The sequence below is a fragment of the Corynebacterium sp. P3-F1 genome (genome assembly GCF_030503635.1).
GTDB lineage: Bacteria > Actinomycetota > Actinomycetes > Mycobacteriales > Mycobacteriaceae > Corynebacterium.
This window is the reverse complement of the sequence record NZ_CP129965.1, coordinates 1,407,306-1,424,139: the sequence shown is the minus strand read 5'-3', so window position 1 is coordinate 1,424,139 and position 16,834 is coordinate 1,407,306. Positions and strand designations below refer to the sequence as shown.

General features: G+C 63.5%; 18 protein-coding genes and 1 tRNA gene. 8 read left to right on the top strand and 11 right to left on the bottom strand.

All coding sequences use genetic code 11. The features are described 5' to 3' along the window. The first annotated feature begins 157 nt into the window (after positions 1–157). From QYQ98_RS06690 to QYQ98_RS06680, 3 genes are all read left to right on the top strand, one after another. Positions 158–979, top strand: a complete 822-nt coding sequence (locus tag QYQ98_RS06690) for an HAD family phosphatase (RefSeq protein WP_302006112.1) — start codon at positions 158–160, stop codon at positions 977–979. Between the two features lie 79 nt (positions 980–1,058). Next, entirely contained in the window at positions 1,059–1,622 is a 564-nt protein-coding gene (locus QYQ98_RS06685) for a phage holin family protein (protein WP_302006111.1), read from the top strand. A 94-nt stretch (positions 1,623–1,716) separates the two neighbouring features. Continuing rightward, positions 1,717–2,619 carry an alpha/beta fold hydrolase gene (locus QYQ98_RS06680; protein ID WP_302006110.1) on the top strand — a complete coding sequence of 301 codons (903 nt, stop codon included), beginning with the start codon at positions 1,717–1,719 and terminating at the stop codon, positions 2,617–2,619. 79 nt (positions 2,620–2,698) lie between these two features. On the opposite strand, the gene QYQ98_RS06675 is transcribed toward QYQ98_RS06680, so the two are convergent. The 5 genes from QYQ98_RS06675 to QYQ98_RS06655 are packed head-to-tail and all read right to left on the bottom strand — an operon-like array spanning position 2,699 to position 6,256. Continuing rightward, positions 2,699–3,883 carry a MarP family serine protease gene (locus QYQ98_RS06675; protein WP_302006109.1) on the bottom strand — a complete coding sequence of 395 codons (1,185 nt, stop codon included), beginning with the start codon at positions 3,881–3,883 and terminating at the stop codon, positions 2,699–2,701. A gap of 27 nt (positions 3,884–3,910) precedes the next feature. Continuing rightward, positions 3,911–4,597 carry a CoA pyrophosphatase gene (locus QYQ98_RS06670; RefSeq protein WP_302006108.1) on the bottom strand — a complete coding sequence of 229 codons (687 nt, stop codon included), beginning with the start codon at positions 4,595–4,597 and terminating at the stop codon, positions 3,911–3,913. Next, the gene (locus QYQ98_RS06665) at positions 4,534–5,226 is read right to left on the bottom strand and encodes a TlpA family protein disulfide reductase (protein ID WP_367881621.1); all 693 of its coding nucleotides are present in this window, start codon (positions 5,224–5,226) and stop codon (positions 4,534–4,536) included. The genes QYQ98_RS06670 and QYQ98_RS06665 overlap by 64 nt, the downstream gene beginning before the upstream one ends. Continuing rightward, positions 5,226–6,026, bottom strand: a complete 801-nt coding sequence (nth, locus tag QYQ98_RS06660) for an endonuclease III (RefSeq protein ID WP_302006107.1) — start codon at positions 6,024–6,026, stop codon at positions 5,226–5,228. The genes QYQ98_RS06665 and nth overlap by 1 nt, the downstream gene beginning before the upstream one ends. A gap of 44 nt (positions 6,027–6,070) precedes the next feature. Then, positions 6,071–6,256: a hypothetical protein gene (locus QYQ98_RS06655; RefSeq protein ID WP_302006106.1), complete on the bottom strand. Its 186-nt coding sequence runs from the start codon at positions 6,254–6,256 to the stop codon at positions 6,071–6,073. Between the two features lie 61 nt (positions 6,257–6,317). On the opposite strand from QYQ98_RS06655, the gene glxR reads away from it, so the two are divergent. Both glxR and QYQ98_RS06645 read left to right on the top strand, forming a co-directional pair. Continuing rightward, entirely contained in the window at positions 6,318–7,001 is a 684-nt protein-coding gene (glxR, locus tag QYQ98_RS06650) for a CRP-like cAMP-activated global transcriptional regulator GlxR (RefSeq protein WP_302006105.1), read from the top strand. Between the two features lie 173 nt (positions 7,002–7,174). Next, a complete protein-coding gene (locus QYQ98_RS06645; protein ID WP_302006104.1) occupies positions 7,175–8,260 on the top strand; it encodes an HNH endonuclease signature motif containing protein in 1,086 nt (361 codons plus the stop codon). A 184-nt stretch (positions 8,261–8,444) separates the two neighbouring features. Here QYQ98_RS06645 and QYQ98_RS06640 read toward each other — a convergent pair whose 3' ends face one another. The 4 genes from QYQ98_RS06640 to QYQ98_RS06625 form a co-directional block, all read right to left on the bottom strand. Continuing rightward, complete coding sequence (locus QYQ98_RS06640; RefSeq protein ID WP_302006103.1) at positions 8,445–9,257, bottom strand: MBL fold metallo-hydrolase; 813 nt, start codon at positions 9,255–9,257, stop codon at positions 8,445–8,447. Positions 9,258–9,315: 58 nt separating this feature from the next. Beyond that, on the bottom strand, positions 9,316–9,822 hold the full coding sequence (locus QYQ98_RS06635) for a RidA family protein (protein WP_302006102.1): 507 nt from the start codon (positions 9,820–9,822) through the stop codon (positions 9,316–9,318). Further along, on the bottom strand, positions 9,822–9,974 hold the full coding sequence (locus tag QYQ98_RS06630; RefSeq protein ID WP_302006101.1) for a DUF4177 domain-containing protein: 153 nt from the start codon (positions 9,972–9,974) through the stop codon (positions 9,822–9,824). Before QYQ98_RS06630 ends, QYQ98_RS06635 begins: the two co-directional genes overlap by 1 nt. Before the next feature lie 180 nt (positions 9,975–10,154). Further along, entirely contained in the window at positions 10,155–10,406 is a 252-nt protein-coding gene (locus QYQ98_RS06625; RefSeq protein ID WP_367881642.1) for a WhiB family transcriptional regulator, read from the bottom strand. 303 nt (positions 10,407–10,709) lie between these two features. On the opposite strand from QYQ98_RS06625, the gene QYQ98_RS06620 reads away from it, so the two are divergent. Continuing rightward, positions 10,710–13,094, top strand: a complete 2,385-nt coding sequence (locus QYQ98_RS06620) for a transglycosylase domain-containing protein (protein WP_302006100.1) — start codon at positions 10,710–10,712, stop codon at positions 13,092–13,094. A 93-nt stretch (positions 13,095–13,187) separates the two neighbouring features. Here the strand turns inward: QYQ98_RS06620 and QYQ98_RS06615 are convergent, their stop codons facing one another. Then, entirely contained in the window at positions 13,188–13,640 is a 453-nt protein-coding gene (locus QYQ98_RS06615) for a GatB/YqeY domain-containing protein (protein WP_302006099.1), read from the bottom strand. A gap of 39 nt (positions 13,641–13,679) precedes the next feature. Here QYQ98_RS06615 and QYQ98_RS06610 point away from each other — a divergent pair, with 39 nt between their 5' ends. Then, a complete protein-coding gene (locus QYQ98_RS06610) occupies positions 13,680–14,603 on the top strand; it encodes a metallophosphoesterase (RefSeq protein ID WP_302006098.1) in 924 nt (307 codons plus the stop codon). Between the two features lie 138 nt (positions 14,604–14,741). Beyond that, positions 14,742–14,818, top strand: a tRNA-Pro gene (locus QYQ98_RS06605). Between the two features lie 312 nt (positions 14,819–15,130). Here QYQ98_RS06605 and QYQ98_RS06600 read toward each other — a convergent pair. After that, entirely contained in the window at positions 15,131–16,783 is a 1,653-nt protein-coding gene (locus QYQ98_RS06600; protein WP_302006097.1) for a hypothetical protein, read from the bottom strand. Positions 16,784–16,834: the final 51 nt, after the last annotated feature.

Genomic DNA, 16,834 nt, shown 5'->3' with positions numbered 1-16,834 from the left:
GTAGGGCCGGGGCCGGCCGCACTGTATATCGGGGCCGTGCGCGAGTAATTATGGCATAACGCCACAGCAGAACACAATGACACCACGACTAAATCACAATGAATGCCCAATCTCTCACCGAGCTCCCGCCCCGGGCAGCGGGCGTAAGCTATTGCCCATGACAAATTCGGGCTCAAAAAACCGCGTGGCGGCGTTTTTCGACCTGGACAAAACAATCATCGCCACCTCATCGGCTTTTGCCTTCGGCCGCGGTTTCCTCGATAACGGCATGATCAGCCGCAGCGAAGCACTCGAGCTCTTCCTCACTAAAACGTCCTACATGCTCAACGGCCAATCGAGCTCAAAAATGGACGCAACACGCGACCGCCTCGCCGACATGGTGGCGGGATGGCCGGTCAGCGACGTGCGCCGCGTCGTCGCTGACACGATGAACACCGTGGTCACTCCCGCCATTTACCGCGAAGCGCGCGAACTCATCAACTGGCACCGCGAGCAGGGCCACGACATCGTCATTCTCTCCGCATCGGCGTCGCTGCTCGTCGAGCCCATTGCTGACGAACTAGGCATCGACACCATCGTCGCCACCGAAATCGAGATCGTCGACGGCGCACTCACCGGTGCCATCACCCGCTACCTCAAAGGGGATCAGAAGGCGGAGGCGATGCGGGAGCTCGTCGATAAGCGGGGCTACGACCTCGCCGCGAGTTACGCGTACTCAGATTCGCTTACCGACGTCCCCATGCTCGCCCTCGTCGGCCACCCCGTCGCCGTCAACCCTGAACGCGGCCTGAAAAAACACGCGGTTGAGCACGGTTGGGAAACTCGCAGCTTCAAAAACCCCGAGCCCCTGTTCAACCCACCTGGCGCCAAAGAGATCGGCATCGGCGCTGGCGTAGTGGTCACAGTGACCGCCCTGACCGCCTTCGGCATCTGGTTGGCGCAGCGAGGCCGCGGCGGCACCGGCAGAACCACCGCATAGTGTGCTGTGCGTTACTATAAGATCGGTTATAACTGACGACACACCGGCGCAAGCGGTGCGCATCGAGGAAGGTTGAGAAATGAGCGACAAGGGTCTCTACACCAGCGGGTCGACCAGCTACAAGGCGAAGGTCGACTCCATCCCGCTCCGCGACACGGATGTCACGCAGCCGGGCAGCGACTCCCTGGGCACCCTGGTGTCCAACGCGACTGAGCAGGTGTCCAGCCTGGTCCGCAGCGAAATCGAGCTGGCCAAGACCGAGGTTGTCGGCGAAGCTAAGAAGGCAGCCGTCGGCGGCGGCCTCCTCGGTGTCGCAGGTGTCGTGGCAGCGTTCTCCTCGTTCTTCTTTTTCTTCTTCCTGGCCAAACTGATCGCCATCTGGACAAACGACGCCTGGGGCTTCGGCATCGTCTTCCTGCTCATGCTCATCACCGCCGGCATCCTCGCCCTCGTCGGCATCAAGCGCTTCAAGGCCATGGGCAAACCGGAGAAGACCATCGAGTCCGTCAACGAACTGAAGAACCTCGTCCCGGGCCAGGCCCAGAAGAACCTGGAGAAGGACACCTCGGAGCTCTACACCTCCTACGGCACCGGCACCACCGTTCCCGGACGTGCTGCCGGCGGCTCCACAAAGGCCAACTAGGAACTGAGCGCGAAGCCCGCATTCCGCGGGCGCACTCCGCACAATGCGCACACCAAAGCGCCCACGGCACTGCGCCCGGGGCGCTTTTCCAGCTATGAGTACTCACCCCGTCTCCCCGAAAGCTGTCGCGCTTGACGGTCCATTCGAGCACGTCCTGCTGCATACGCGCGGTATCCGCCTCCATTCCGCCGTCGCTGGCGATCCGGGAGACCCGCTGATCCTGCTGGTACACGGCACATTCGGGGCGTGGCTGGATTTCCGGCACGTCATCGCGCCGCTTGCAGCCCACGGCTTCCACGTCGCGGCGGTAGACATGCGCGGTTACGGCATGTCGGACAAACCACCGGCCCGCGCCGGGGATCCCGCCCTCATCGCCGCAGGTGATATCGACGGCATCATCTCCGCGCTCGGCCACAACCGCGCCCACATCGTCGGCCACGACACCGGCGGCGCACTTGCGTGGGTGCACGCGTCCACCTATCCCGGCCGGGCGGCCAGCCTCATCACCGTTTCCGCTGCCCATCCAGCCGACCTTCGCCGACACATGCGCACCCGCCCGTGGGAGTTAATCTTCATGCTTACGCGGGTCACTGTCGGACGGCTGCCGCTCTGGTTCCACCACAGGTGCGCACCGCTCATTCCCCGCGTGTGGCGCCGCGAGCTGGCCCTCAACACCCACCCTGAATTCGCGGACACGCCGGAATTCGAGGAGACATTGCGCCTGCGGGTGCGCGCCGCGCGCATCGACAACGCCCTGCGCGGAATCGTGCGCAACACACGGTTGCTCACCGCGTCACCGCGTACCAGCACCACGCTCGTCGATGCCCCCGCGCTCCTCATCCACCCCTCCCAGACCCTGTGGAGGGACATCGACGCCGCATCCGCCCGGCGCCTGACCCGCGCCCCCGTCATCGCCTCGATCCCCAGCACGAAGAATCTCCCACACATCGAGAACCCAGACGGATTCGTGGATCAACTCGTGTCGTTTCTGCGCTAGAGTTCGCTAAGACGTGCTGGGACACACACTGGGACGTGCTGGGACGCACTGGGACAAACTGGGACCGTGTTGGGACGTGCTAGGACACGCAGCCCTTGGTATCTACCTGCTTCGTCAGCCCGACATAATCCCCAACGACCTCGTCCATTTGCGGAATGGTGAGGGCATACCCCGTGTCGCTCCCATCCACCGCTGTGCCGAAGACGACCCCGAGTACCTCCCCTGCCCCGGAAACCAACGGCCCGCCGGAATTGCCCTGCCGGATCGACCCGCGCAGCGTGAACGCCTCGCGCTCGGTGCGGCCGGTGGCGTAGATGTCCGGCCCCGAAATATTCAGGCGCTCACGCACACGCACCGGCGAGACTGTGAACGGACCGTTGCCGGGAAAGCCCATTACCATGGCACTATCCCCGCTGCGCGCAGCTCCGGCTGCTTTCCGCAGTGGCTCAAGCCCCAGATCGGGCACGTGTAGCACCGCGATATCCACCTCCGGGTCGTACAGCACCACGCTTGCCTGCTTCAACCCCAGCACGGTGTCCAGCTGCACCGTTTCGGTGCCAGCAACGACATGCGCATTCGTCACCACGTAGTCGGGCGCAGAGACGAACCCGGACCCCGACAAACGCCGGCGGCAGCTTTCCGCGTCCCCCAGCACATGCACGACACTGGGGCGCACAGCTTCCACAACCTCCTGGTTGACGATGCCGGGGTCCGGCTCCTCCACCTCAGCGCCGTCTCCTTGGAAAGGGGACACCAATGGGGGCAGGCCGGTGACGTCGATAAGCCGCGCAATGTGCGTAGGCAGCTTGTTACCCCAATCCGGAACCGCACTATCGATCGCGCCGAGCACCCGCGAACTACGGATCGCGCTACCGAATGGGCCACCGACATTGGCGGCGACGGGCACAGCCACGAGCCACATCACAACAACCGCCATCAACAGCTGCAACAGCGAACCCACGAGCGAATCCCACCGCAGCGTCGCCTTCGACCGCAGTCCTTCCCGCAACGCCGAACCGACAGTCGCACCGACGATATTGCCTGCGCCCACAAACAGCACCACCGTCGCGAGAAGCAGGAGCACACGCATATTCGTGCTTTCCGATACCCGCATCAACAGCCCCGCCGCGCCGAGCCCCACCACGAGACCCGCCGTGACCCCCACCGCTGCGAATCCGGCAGAAAACGCTCCTTGACGCCAACCACCCGCCAGCGCCGCCGCGAATAGCACCACAAGCGCAAGGTCGATGATGAGAGCAGTCACGGAAGGTCACCCTACGCGCCGCGGAGTCTAAACCTCATGTCCCTCGCCGTTGCGCGACGCGTGCAGCGCTTTACGCAGATCAATCGGTTCCTTGTGCTCCCACGACTCTTCCCAGCCGGCTTCGCGGATCATCACCGCAAGCAACGACGCGGTGAAACCCCACACGAGGTAACCGTTGACATCGAAAGCCGGGCCCGACCATCCCAACCGCGTGACACGGAAGCGATTAGCTGGATCGATGAGTTGCGCAAGGTCCACGAAGAAGACGTCGTCATTTTCCTCCGGGCTCGCGCACCACACATCACCAGGGTTCTCCGCGTACGCGAGCACAGGATTCACCGGGTAGCCGGACGGCCCCACGCCGATTGGTTCAAGCACAGCCAATGTCTGCACGCGCGCGGGATCCAGACCCGTTTCCTCATTAGCTTCGCGCAGAGCAGCATCGACGGGGCCGCCGTCCTCAGGTTCCAGGCGCCCGCCGGGAAACGCCATTTGACCCGAGTGGTTCCGCAACGTGGGCGCTCGGTGGGTCAGCAGAATCTGCGCATCATCAGGCAGATCCGCCGCGTGCGCGTCACCCGTAAAACACATCAGCACCGCCGACTTGCGAGATTTCCGCGACACCAGCCGCATGTGCCCCTGCATCGTGTTCACCAGCGACGCGTTGCCCGGCGCAGAGAGCACGCCCGCCAGTTCTTCCAGCCACAACGCCATCTACAGCACCCCCTCGACAGCTCGCGCAATCTCGCTTGACGACGAAAAGCCCCTCCCCAAAACCCCCACCTTCTCTTCCCCCGGAAGACCACAGTGACAGGAACGACCCCCGGCAACCCCAGCGTTCCGGCGAAGGCGTTGCTGCTGTCCTGGTAGCTAGGCAGCTCCATTCCGAGATCATTGAGCAATGCCGCTCCGTTCGCCGCGTTCGTGTCGGCATGCACGCCGACCACCGTGTATTCGGGATGCTCACGCGCGAACTCGTCCAGCGCCGGCAATTCCGCCCGGCACGGCTCGCACCACCACGCCCACACGTTGGCGACAGTGATGCGATCAGCGCCGACGCGGTCCGCTCCTTTGTGATCGGCACCGTTATTCTGCGCGCCGCTGTCCCCTCCCCCGAGACACGGCAGCTCCACGCCCCCAACAGTCTGACCCGGGCAATCCGGGCGCCGCTGCACCGCTGCCTCCGTCTGCTCGAAGTCAGCGGAATCCCCCGTATTATTCACGGACTGCTCGGGCTCGGACTGCGTCGACTCTCCGGACCGAAGCATCCACACCGCCGCCGCGACAACCACGACCGTCACCGCAACAAGCACAGCAACGCTCGCCCAAACCTGCTTCCTCACTACGCACCATCTCCAACCATTGCGAGGATATGGTCACGCTCCGGCCCAGTGACCAGTCTCTCCGCGTCCTGCCACTCAATCGGGCCAACTCGGCCAAACGACGGGCAATCGTACGCCAACGGGCACGCACCACACGCCGCCTTCCGCGCATGGCACACCCGGCGGCCACAGAAAATAAGGCGGTGGGAAAACATCGTCCACTCCGACTTCTCGATCAACTCCCCCACCGCTTTCTCGATCGCCACAGGATCCTTCTCATCCGTGAGCCCCAGCCGGTGCACTAAACGCTGAAAATGCGTATCCACCGTCAACCCCGGCAAACCGAAAGCATTCCCCCGCACCACATGGGCAGTCTTCCGCCCGACACCCGGCAACGTCACCAAGTCCTCGACCGCCACCGGAACCTCGCCCCCGAAATCCGCCACCAGCTTCTCGCCGATCCCCTTCAAATGGCCCGCCTTCGCGCGATAAAACCCCACCGGTTTAATAATCTCCTCCAGCTCGGCGGGGTCAGCCGCGGCGTAAGCCGCGGCCGTCGAAAAGCGTGCGAAAAGCGTCGGGGTGACCTGATTGACCCGGACATCTGTCGTCTGGGCACTCAACATGGTGGCCATCAGCAACTCGAGCGGCGTCGTGAAATCCAACAACTCTGCATGCGCGTCCGGAAACGCCACCGCCAACGTCCTATTGATCCGCCTCGCACGACGCGTGAGCCCCAACGCCGTCTCCGTCCCCCTAGCAGCCGGATGCGAACCCGGACGGCGAAACCGCTGAGGCGTCGTCGAACCAGAACCAGACATGCAGTCCACTATAGTGAGCCAGTATGGTGAGCATTCTCCTCGCGCTACTCGCGCCCGTGTTCCTCGCCGTCTTTCTCGTCAGCATGGAACGGCTCGAAACCGCCGTCGTCCATGCCGAGACGCAACAATGAACGACGGCGCACCCAACGGTGATTCATCCCCGGGCAGTCACGCTTCTCATCGACGGCAGCCAGACCGATCCGAGATGATAATGTAGGCAGTTGTGACATGGCCCGCGAGCTGCCACTCCGGTGACCAACTCCACACGGCCTACAACGACAAGGAGCCTCGATGCAAAGCGTGCAGGAAACACTCGCCCGCGCTGGGATCTTCCAAGGTGTTGACCCCGACGCCGTGGTCAACCTGATCTCACAAATGCAGACGGAGTCATTCCCCCGCGGAACCACTATCTTCGACGAAGGCGAACCCGGCGACACCCTCTACATCATCATCGAAGGCAAAGTGAAGCTCGCCCGCCACGCTCCCGACGGCCGCGAAAACCTCCTTTCCGTGATGGGGCCGTCCGACATGTTCGGCGAACTATCTATCTTCGACCCGGGTCCACGCACCTCCTCCGCCGTCTGCGTCACCGAAGTCGAAGCCGCCACCATGGACTCCGAGATGCTCCGCACGTGGATCAACGACCACCCCGAGATCTCCCAGCAGCTCCTCCGCGTCCTCGCACGCCGGCTCCGCCGCACCAATGCATCGCTCGCAGATCTCATCTTCACCGATGTTCCCGGACGCGTTGCCAAGACCCTGCTACAGCTGGCCAACCGCTTCGGCACCCAAGAAGGCTCCGGCCTGCGCGTCAACCACGACCTGACCCAGGAAGAAATCGCCCAGCTTGTCGGCGCCTCCCGCGAGACCGTGAACAAAGCCCTCGCCACTTTCGCCCAGCGCGGTTGGATCCGCCTCGAAGGCAAATCCGTCCTCATCGTCGACACCGAGCACTTGGCGCGCCGCGCCCGCTAAACTCTTCCGGGGTTCATGGAACCGCCCCCCCCCCCCCTTTCGTTTGTCAGCGGGGTGGTTTCGTCACGGTCTGTTCAGCACATTCCACAGAACACTGATGTGTCAACTTAGTCGTCCACAGGTTTCAGGTGGTGTTCTTTCGGGTTTTCAAGGTTGGTTTTAGCGTGTGGGGCGTGAATTCGTTTGACGCTTTTTTGAATTCTCTTGGCAGCCCGTTGGACATCCTGGTTGGTTTCGACCGCCAGGCAGCTCGTGCTGCCGGCGTCAAACCTGCAACCATCAACGACTGGGACACACTCCACCGGGTCTATTTCGGCCCGACCCGGTTCACCCGGAAGCAAGCCCAGGCGGTGCGTGTTGCCCGTGAGACGGACAAGTCGTTGGATCAGTTGGTACTGATCGAAAACCAACTCAAAGCTGTGTCAAACCCGTCCGAGAAGTGGCGGCTACGCCGTGCGCTGTTGTCGGTGCGGGGGAATTACGAGACACTCAAGCGCCGTGCGAGGGACATCATTCCCGATCCCGATCTGGACAAGCCAGCACCGGAGTCCACGGTCCGGTTCAGCAAAACAAGAAAAGGCACACGGTCTTTTACCGCCACCGGTCACGAGCGCGATATCGCCGCTTTGGAATACGCCCTGCGCCAGGGTCTTGATCCGCGGCGTCCTGCAGGCCCGCAAATGTATGAAGCACTCACCGGCATCCTGAAAGGCGACGGTGGTGTCGCCGATGCTGTTCCCCGCCCGTTAGTAATCGTCCCACTAGAGGAACACACGACAATCCTGCGCGGGGACGGCGACGACACCGTCCTGGGGTTATCAGACGGGACCACGATCACCGGTGCGGAATATTTGGCCCGGTTCTGCGGGGAGGATCTTGAGGTGGCGTTGTTCCACCCGCAGGCAGGACCGGTGAACTTGTACACCGGTCACAGGTTCGCGAACCAGAAGCAGCGGGATTTAGCCCGGGCGACGTTGACGACCTGCCCGGTGCCGGAGTGCCGGCACGCGGCGGATAACTGCGAGGTCCACCACGTCACACCGTGGGCACGGGGCGGACCGACGAACATGGACAACCTGTCCATCTTGTGCAGGTATCACAACCGCACCAACGACGACGACCCCGCACATCAACACCGGGGCAGGATACAGATCCGGGGCGGCACACCCGTATGGGTCTCACCGAGGGGGACACCGGTGGCGAACACCACCCACCAGTACGGAGCAATGCACCTGCTATTCGGAAAACAACAGGAATAACCAGCGGAAGGCAGCACTGACACGCTGACAGGGGAAAGACTCAGCGGGAGGCAGACACCGACACCAACGACCCCATCCCCAAACACAACAAACGGAGACGGGGCCAAAAACCACGCCCAAAACCGGTCGATGCGTCCGGTCAGTGAGACGGGTGCCTAGGCGGGGACGTCGATAAGCGAAAAGCTTAATTCTTGCTGTCGAGATACCTCAGCGCGACGCGGGTGGACTGCTCGGCGGCACCGCGAAGAACGGGGTCGACGTCATCGTACATGGCGTCAACAAGTTCATTGATGCTCAGATCCGTGCCGTGCTCTTCGCGGACCTTGCGGATCTGGTCGAGGCGGTAGTTGCGGCGGTCGATGTACTTGCGGGCGAATTCCGCGAGGTTGTCCCCCTCCGGGCCGTGTCCGGGCAGCAACGTCATGCCTGCACCGTCATCCTCGAGCTTGGCGAGCGACTCCAAGTACGCACCTAGGTCACCGTCGGTCTCGGAGATCATTGTGGTGTGACGGCCGGCAATCGTGTCGCCGGTGACAATGCCTTCCAGCTTCGTCGACTCCGGATCACCCGAGTAGATGTAGAAGCAAACTGAGTCCTGGGTGTGGCCAGGAGTGTGAACGACTTTGATGCGCGGAGTAACGCCGTCGATGCTGATGATCTCGCCGTCCTCGAGCGGCTCGCCGCCGATGCAGTAACGCTCGTCGAACGCGCGCACCGACGCTCCCGTGAGCTGGCGGAAACGCTGTGCCCCGTCAGCGTGGTCGTGGTGACGGTGCGTCAACAGCACCAGCGCGACCTTGTCCGCGGCAGATTGCAGAACGTTCAGGTGTCCCTCATCCTCCGGGCCCGGGTCGATGACGATACTGAACTCATCTTCCGGGTCGCGGATCACCCAAGAGTTCGTGCCCTCCAGCGCGGCATAGCTGGGGTTCGGTGCCAGCACGACAGCGGCGGACGGGGTTACAGGACGCAGTTGACTGTAGGCAGGATGCTGCATAACCCCAACTCTACCGTCAGTGACTGGAGTACAGCCATTTCTCGCTGGGGGATGTGGGCTAGCTCGCGTCGGAAACCTCGACCACGAGCTCTACCTCCACCGGGGCGTCGAGCGGCAAAACCGCGACACCGACAGCGCTACGGACATGGGCACCAGCCTCACCGAAGATTTCACCGACGACATCCGACGCGCCATTAACGACGCCCGGCTGACCAGTGAATTCCGGCGCCGATGCAACATAGCCAACGACCTTGACCACACGGGTCACGTTGTCCAAGCCACCTACTGAGTCCACGGCAGCCAGTGCATTCAGCACAGCGGTGCGCGCGTAGCCGTACGCGTCGTCTGCGGATACTTCTGCGCCGACCTTGCCAGTTGCTGGAAGGGCTCCGTCGACGAACGGGAGCTGGCCAGACGTCCACACCTGGTTGCCCACCCGGGCAGCGGGAACATATGCGGCAACGGGTGCCGCGACCTGCGGGAGATCGATTCCCAACTCCGCGAGGCGAGCCTTGATGCCTGCCGACGGGGCGTCCTTCAAACCGCCATTCGATTCGCCCGCCATTAGAGCTCCCGCTTCATGTAGGCGACGACATTCTCCGGGTTCGGCCCCGGGGTCACGGTGACGAGCTCCCAGCCGTCCTCGCCCCAGGTGTCCAGGATTTGCTTCGTAGCGTGCGTGAGCAGCGGAACGGTTGCGTATTCCCATTTCTTCATGGGCACCACACTACAGGTCGAGCGGGGTGCAAAGGTCTGGAACAGCGCGGAACCCAATGCGGGTCAGTGTGGCGCAGCTCGGGTCAGCGCGGTGCGGTGCGAGTCAGCTCACGTGAACACGGCGAAACTCCGCGCGAGTCAGCGTGAGCCAGCTCGGGCCCGCCTGACGCCGCTAGCGCGTTAGAGGCCGATGATCTCTTTACCCGCTGCCAGGTGGGCTGCCCAGTCGGTCACATTGGGGTTCTTGCGCAGGACTGCGCGGCGCTGGCGCTCGGTCAGCCCACCCCAGACCCCGAATTCAACCTTATTGTCCAGGGCATCAGCGCGGCATTCCATTTGGACGGGGCAGCTGCGGCAGATGGCGGCTGCTTTGCGCTGCTCAGCACCCCGGACGAACAGGGCATCCGGGTCGCCGGAGCGACAAACGGCCATGGTGACCCATTCGCCCCGCTCGAAGGAGCGTGTGGAATCCGCGGAGTCTGTGGTGATGCGCTGAGGTACCGGTCGCCCCGTCCGTAGGGCTTGGTTGACGTTTTCCAGTGCGCGGTTGTTGATCGTAGCGGTCACCACAGTCTCCTTCCGGGGCCATTTCACTCAGGTAGTGAGGCTAGGTCTTTTTCACCATGCCGTCGCTATGTAAGTGTATTCACGCACAAGGTTTATTGTCGAATAGATCACACACGCGGGGGTAGGTGCCAATTCCGCTGACGGATGTAAGGCCGTAGTGTAAGAGAGGTGTCTGCGCTAAGTTCCCTGGGAAAACTGCTCACCGGCCTTGTGGCGGCGGGCTTTGGCATGGCGGTGTGCCTCGCGCCTGCTGCGGGTATCGGAGGGGCTGCTGTGACGCGCGTCGATAACACGATGCAGTCCAATCTCGCCGACTTGACTGACGGAGCTGTTCCCGGCGTCACGACGATCACGGACACCAACGGCGATCCGATGGCATGGATCTACGCGCAGCGTCGCTACGAGGTGGAGCCGGACGAAATCGCCCAGTCCGCCAAAGACGCCTTGGTGGCTATCGAGGACAGGAGGTTCTACGAGCACGAGGGCGTCGATATGCAAGGCTTCGCCCGCGCATTGGTGACGAATATCCTGGCCGGAGGTGTCGAGGAGGGTGCGTCGACGATCGACCAGCAGTACGTGAAGAACTACCTTCTCCTCGTGAACGCCGATACGACGGAAGAGCAGTCCGCTGCCGTCGAGCAGTCGATTCCGCGCAAATTGCGGGAGATGCGCATGGCGTCGGACTTGGACAAGCGGTTGTCCAAGGAGGAAATCCTCGCCCGCTACCTGAATCTTGTGTCTTTCGGCAATCATGCTTACGGCATCGAGGCTGCCGCGCGCACGTACTTCGACACATCGGCGTCCCAATTGACAGTTCCGCAATCGGCGTTGCTGGTCGGCATGCTGCAATCCTCGGAGTTCCTAAACCCGTACACGAACCCGGAGGGAGCTAAGGAGCGCCGCAATATGGTGCTCCAGGCAATGGTCGGCTCGGGGTACTTGAGCCAGGCCGACGCCGACAAGTACGCGAGCCAGCCACTCGGGGTGCTCAACGAACCGTCGCTTCTCCCCCGGGGGTGCATCACGGCAGGCAACTCAGGATTCTTGTGTGATTACGCGCTGAAATACCTCGCCGATAAGGGCTTGAGCACGGAGGAGGTTGAGCGTGGTGCTTACACAATCACGACGACGCTGGACCCCCAAGTGCAAGACATCACCCATGAAGCGGCAACGAGCGCTGTTCGGAAGGGGCAGCCCGGGGTCGCTGAGGTCATCAACGTCATCGAGCCAGGGCAGGACAGCCACGATATTTTGGCGATGACATCCTCGCGCGACTACGGCCTGGACCAAGACGAGAGTCAGACAGTGCTGCCGCAAACATCGTCGATGGTGGGCAACGGTGCGGGTTCTGTGTTCAAGATCTTCACCGCCGCGGCGGCCCTCGAGAACGGCTACAACTTGGAGTCGACGTTGGAGGTGCCGAACCGCGCCGTGGTCTACGGAATGGGCGAAGGCGGAGCAAAGGGCTGCCCTGCTGGTGCGTACTGCGTGGAGAATGCGGGCAGGTTCCCCAGCGAAATGACTCTGCGGGAGGCGTTGGCCAAGTCGCCGAACACACCGTTTGTGAAGCTCATTGAGAATGTGGGCGTGGAACCGACCGTCGATATGGCTGTGCGGCTCGGGCTGCGCTCGTACGAGGATCAGGGCACCTTCGACGAGGATAATTCGGTCGCCGACTACTTCCGCCAGCACAACTTGGGCTCGTTCACGCTGGGCCCGACGGCAGTGAACCCGTTGGAGCTGTCCAATGTCGCAGCGACGCTCGCTTCCGACGGCACGTGGTGCGAACCAAACCCGATCAAGAGCATCGTGGACCGCTACGGCGACGAGGTGGCTATCGACCGCCCGGATTGCGAGCAGGCCGTCGAACCTGAGCTCGCGGCAGGCCTCGCAGGGGGCATGGCGGAGGATGCCGTATCAGGTACGGCAAAGAAAGCAGCTGACTCCGCCGGCTGGCGGGGAGCGGTCGCCGCAAAAACCGGTACGACTGAATCGCATCAGTCGTCGGCGTTCCTGGGTTTCAATAGGAAGTTCGCGGCAGCTACGTACATTTACAACGACGGTACGCAGACTGCACCGCTGTGCACGGGTCCGGTGCGGCAGTGCGCAGAGGGGTCACTGTTCGGAGGCCAGGAGGCGGCGGAGTCGTGGTTCCGCATGGCCTCACGCATGCCGGGCGCCACGGATGCGGGGCTTCCCACGCCGAGCGCGTTGTTCGATCCGAAGGCGCGCGATGAACTGCTGAAGCGGGCGGTCGGCATGAAGAAAGACGAGGCACGCGCAATGCTCGAGGAAGCGGGTTTGCGGGTCCGCGAGACATTGAGTTCCGGCAAGGGTGCACCGAAAGATGAAGTCGTGGACACCCGCGCAAGCAAGAATGCCGGGCCAGATTCGACCATTACGCTCGTCGTTTCCGACGGTTCAGACGCACGCTTATCGACGCGTCCCAGCGCCCCCTCCCCCTCCCGCGAGATGAGCGCACCAGTGGAACCATCTCCCGCTGAGCGCGACGTAGGGCAGCTTGCAGACGAACTGGCCGACCTCTTCCGCTAGCTAAATCCCCGCAGCCGGGTTCCGCCCCGGTGAGATTCTGCCGGTGGGGTTCCGCTCGGTGAGGTGCCGCGCAGTTGAGTAGCGAGCTCTCTGCTACTGGCCGAGGCGCTCTTTGACCGCGGCGGACAACCGTTTGCCGTCGGCACGTCCGGCAGCCTTCTCAGTGGCGGCCTTCATCACCTGGCCCATGTCCTTCATGGAGGTGGCGCCGGTGTGGGAAATGGCGGCGTCGATAAGCTCGGCAAGTTCTGCGTCGTCAAGCTGCTTCGGCTGGTACGTCTCGAGGACTGCGACCTCGCCGAGCTCCGCGTCCGCGAGCTCCTGACGGCCGTTTTCTGCGTAGACCTCCGCCGACTCGCGGCGCTTCTTGATCTCGCGAGCGACGACCTTCAGTACCTCCTCGTCCGTCAGCTCATGCTTCGTGCCTTCGGTCTCCTCCGTCTGGATCGCGGCGAGCAGCATGCGGATTGTGCCCGTGCGCTCTTTCTCCTTCGCCTTCATCGCTTCTTTGAGGTCGGCGCGGATCTGATTCTTCAAGTCACTCATGGCAACGAGCGTAGCGCGCCTAGCGGTACCCTCGGAGAAATGACGACAAAACAGGACAGGTCCCGCGGCTCACGCATCTTGCGGCGTACCGGCGTTGTGGTGGCGGCTGGTGCCGCGCTCGGCGCCGGGGCATTCGCCTACGGCGTCAGCGAGCTGAACAAGTTCCGCCTTAAGCGCTACGAGCTACCGATTCTCCCCGGAGGGTCGGACCCGTTCACCATCCTGCACGTCTCGGACCTGCACATGATTCCCGGGCAGAAAACCAAGATCGCCTGGGTCTCCGCACTCGACGCTTTGAATCCCGACCTAGTGGTCAACACCGGCGACAACCTGTCCGACAAGCGGGCAGTCCCCGACGTGCTCGCTGCATTGGGACCGCTGCTCGACCGCCCGGGCGTGTTCGTGTTCGGTACTAACGACTACTGGGCGCCACGCATGGTCAACCCGGTGAAATACCTGCTGGACCAGAAACGCGAACCCAGCTACGTCGACTTGCCGTGGAAAGGCATGCGGGCCGCCTTCATCGAGCACGGCTGGCGCGATGCCACCCACCAACGCCTCGAGTTCAAAGCCGGTGGCCTGAAACTCGCCGTCACCGGCACCGACGACCCCCACCACGACCTCGATGACTACGACTCCGTCGCCGGCGCCCCCAACCCGGATGCCGACCTGGCCCTCGGCGTCACCCACGCCCCCTACCGTCGAGTCCTCGACCGATTCACCTCCGACGGGTACGCTCTCACCCTGGCCGGCCACACGCACGGCGGACAGATTTGCCTGCCGGGCGAACGCGCCATCGTGACCAACGCCGACATCGACCGCGAACGGGCATCCGGCCTGCACCGCTACGGCGACATGTGGCTAGAAGTGTCCAACGGCTTGGGCACCTCGAAATTCGCTCCCGTGCGAATCTTCTGCCGCCCTTCTGCCGCGCTGCTCACCCTCACCGCGTCCGGAGAATGATCGTTGCCAGGCATTCCAATGAGCGCGGCCGCAACTGTGGCGAACTGGCGTTTTGGCGCTAAACGGGCCATCGACTAAAGTAGCCCGGGTACTAATCAAGTGCGGTTCACACAGTGAGCACGAGCAGATTCAGTGCACCGGGATATGGCGCAGCTTGGTAGCGCGCTTCGTTCGGGACGAAGAGGTCGCAGGTTCAAATCCTGTTATCCCGACCATGTAACCGGGCTCTCCGCTGTGAGGTGCCCGGTTTTTTTCATGCGCGAACGACGCGTCGAGCGAGGTGGAACTCTGGGTTCGGCGAAGTGGAGGGTCCAGCGCTGTAACGGGTCCAGCGGAGTGAGGCGTTCAGCAGGTTGAGGGGATCACTGGCTGAAAAATGGAGAGGCGAAGCGGCAGCGCGCTGTGCCTATCGGGCGCAGGTGGCCACGTTCTCCGCGTCCAAGCAATCGCGTTCCAAGGATTCGCAGTGCAACCATCCGAGCCTGCCGTGAAGGATGATCTGGCGGATGCCGGAGAATGCGAGCTTTTTAGCGCACGTGTTCGATTCCGGGGTCGGCCTCTGAGTCGCTGGTGATCTCCGAGACGGTTCCCGTGTCGGTTTCGAGGAGGGCGGTATCGGTCGTGCTTGCGGATTCAGGTGTGCGGCTCGCCCGCATCGCAGGAGACGCGGCTTGGTGCCGGGTGGCACGGACGCGCGGGGCGCCTGAGACAGTGGAGGTGGCGGGCCGGTTGCGTAATGCTGCTACCAGGCCGATAAGGGCGAGCAGCGCGGACAGACCGATACCGGTCCACAGGGCGGTTAGGGAGCCGTTGTTGCCGGCAGCGGAGACAGCGGAAGTGCTCCAGTGCATGGGCATGGCCGAGGAGACAGCGCGCGCAACTGCGTCGACGTCGCCGGTGGCGGCGCGGGACCACACCCAGCCGACAACACCGGTTTGTAGGAGGGCGAAGATCCCGGCGGTGGCGGTACCGCCGAGCTCGCCGAAGGCGTCGCGGAGAACCCAGGTGATTCCGGCCGAAGCGAGGGTGCCTAGCACGAGGGCGAGGCCGGTGATACCGATTGCGGCGGGGGTGAGACCCGTGCCCAGAATGGTCACCAGAATGGTTCCGGCACCGGCGGCCAGCAGCGTTCCTAGACCAGTAATGCTCCAGCGGGAGCGCGTCGCACCGTAGGCGGCGAGGGCCGCGGCGACACCGCCGAGCGCGGCCAGGGCGCTCACCAACATCGCGGCCAGGGGCGGGAGGGAGGACATGGGGGCTTTGCTTTGCGAGGCCCCGCCACCCGCATCGCCGCCAGATGCATCACCGCTAGCAGCGTCGCCGGCGCCCGCCGATGCCGCTGCCCCCGTAGTTCCCGCGACCGGCGCAGCGGCAGGAAGGGCGCGCTGGACGCCGTTGATGCGTTCCTTGGTGGTGGTGGACATTTCGTCGACTTTGGCGGCGCCGTCGACAAGCTGATTGATGCCGTCTTGCGCTTCGCCGACGCGGCTGTTCATTTCGCCGAGTCCTCTCGCCAGTTCGGTGGCGCCATTCGTCGCGGAGTAGACGCCGTCGTGGTAGGCGTAGCCGGGTGTGGACAGCTGGTTGGCGAGCTCCCGCGAGCCGTCTTTGAGCTCGTTGAGCTGAGCCTCCCAGTCGGCGGGTAGTTCTGCGGTGTCGACTTGGCGCCGCAGGCCTTCGAGCTGGCCATGCAGCTCTTTGACCTGGGGGTCATTGTTGCCGCGGGTGGTGTTCAGGGTGTCGTCGATGGCGGCGAGGACTTGGCCGCGCACGACATCGAAGCCGATGACTTGGTCGACGGCGCCGCCGACGTTGTCTGCGAGGCGGGTGGCGCCGTCGGCAAGCTGGCCGGTGCCGGCTTGGAGCTCGACCATGCCCTGGGAGAGCTGGTCTGCCCCGGCTTTGGCAGAGGTGATGCCGTCGGCGAGTTCGCCGGAGCCGTCGCGAAGCTGCTCCGTGCCCTCTTTGAGCTTGGCGGTGCCCTGTGTGAGGAAGCCGGCTTGCGCGCTGGCGTCGGCGGCGGCGCGGCGGGCATCGCCGAGGTTGTCGGCGCCGGAATAGACGGCGGGAGCTCCGGACGTGTTCTCCGCGCCTCGCGGCACCCACGTGGCAGCGGGGTCCATGGGCGCGAATGCGGCGACGACGAGGACGGCCAGGGCGATCAGGGCGTTCCACTTCATACCGTGCAATGTAATGAGTGTGGCGGATGTTGTGCATGTGACACACCGCAG

Bases quoted from the DNA above. Each gene is read 5' to 3' on its own strand.
- QYQ98_RS06690 (WP_302006112.1), top strand. From the start codon at position 158: ATGACAAATTCGGGCTCAAAAAACCGCGTGGCGGCGTTTTTCGACCTG.
- QYQ98_RS06685 (WP_302006111.1), top strand. From the start codon at position 1,059: ATGAGCGACAAGGGTCTCTACACCAGCGGGTCGACCAGCTACAAGGCG.
- QYQ98_RS06680 (WP_302006110.1), top strand. From the start codon at position 1,717: ATGAGTACTCACCCCGTCTCCCCGAAAGCTGTCGCGCTTGACGGTCCA.
- QYQ98_RS06670 (WP_302006108.1), bottom strand. From the start codon at position 4,597: ATGGCGTTGTGGCTGGAAGAACTGGCGGGCGTGCTCTCTGCGCCGGGC.
- nth (WP_302006107.1), bottom strand. From the start codon at position 6,026: ATGTCTGGTTCTGGTTCGACGACGCCTCAGCGGTTTCGCCGTCCGGGT.
- QYQ98_RS06655 (WP_302006106.1), bottom strand. From the start codon at position 6,256: ATGTCACAACTGCCTACATTATCATCTCGGATCGGTCTGGCTGCCGTC.
- glxR (WP_302006105.1), top strand. From the start codon at position 6,318: ATGCAAAGCGTGCAGGAAACACTCGCCCGCGCTGGGATCTTCCAAGGT.
- QYQ98_RS06640 (WP_302006103.1), bottom strand. From the start codon at position 9,257: ATGCAGCATCCTGCCTACAGTCAACTGCGTCCTGTAACCCCGTCCGCC.
- QYQ98_RS06635 (WP_302006102.1), bottom strand. From the start codon at position 9,822: ATGGCGGGCGAATCGAATGGCGGTTTGAAGGACGCCCCGTCGGCAGGC.
- QYQ98_RS06630 (WP_302006101.1), bottom strand. From the start codon at position 9,974: ATGAAGAAATGGGAATACGCAACCGTTCCGCTGCTCACGCACGCTACG.
- QYQ98_RS06625 (WP_367881642.1), bottom strand. From the start codon at position 10,406: ATGGCCGTTTGTCGCTCCGGCGACCCGGATGCCCTGTTCGTCCGGGGT.
- QYQ98_RS06615 (WP_302006099.1), bottom strand. From the start codon at position 13,640: ATGAGTGACTTGAAGAATCAGATCCGCGCCGACCTCAAAGAAGCGATG.
- QYQ98_RS06610 (WP_302006098.1), top strand. From the start codon at position 13,680: ATGACGACAAAACAGGACAGGTCCCGCGGCTCACGCATCTTGCGGCGT.
- QYQ98_RS06600 (WP_302006097.1), bottom strand. From the start codon at position 16,783: ATGAAGTGGAACGCCCTGATCGCCCTGGCCGTCCTCGTCGTCGCCGCA.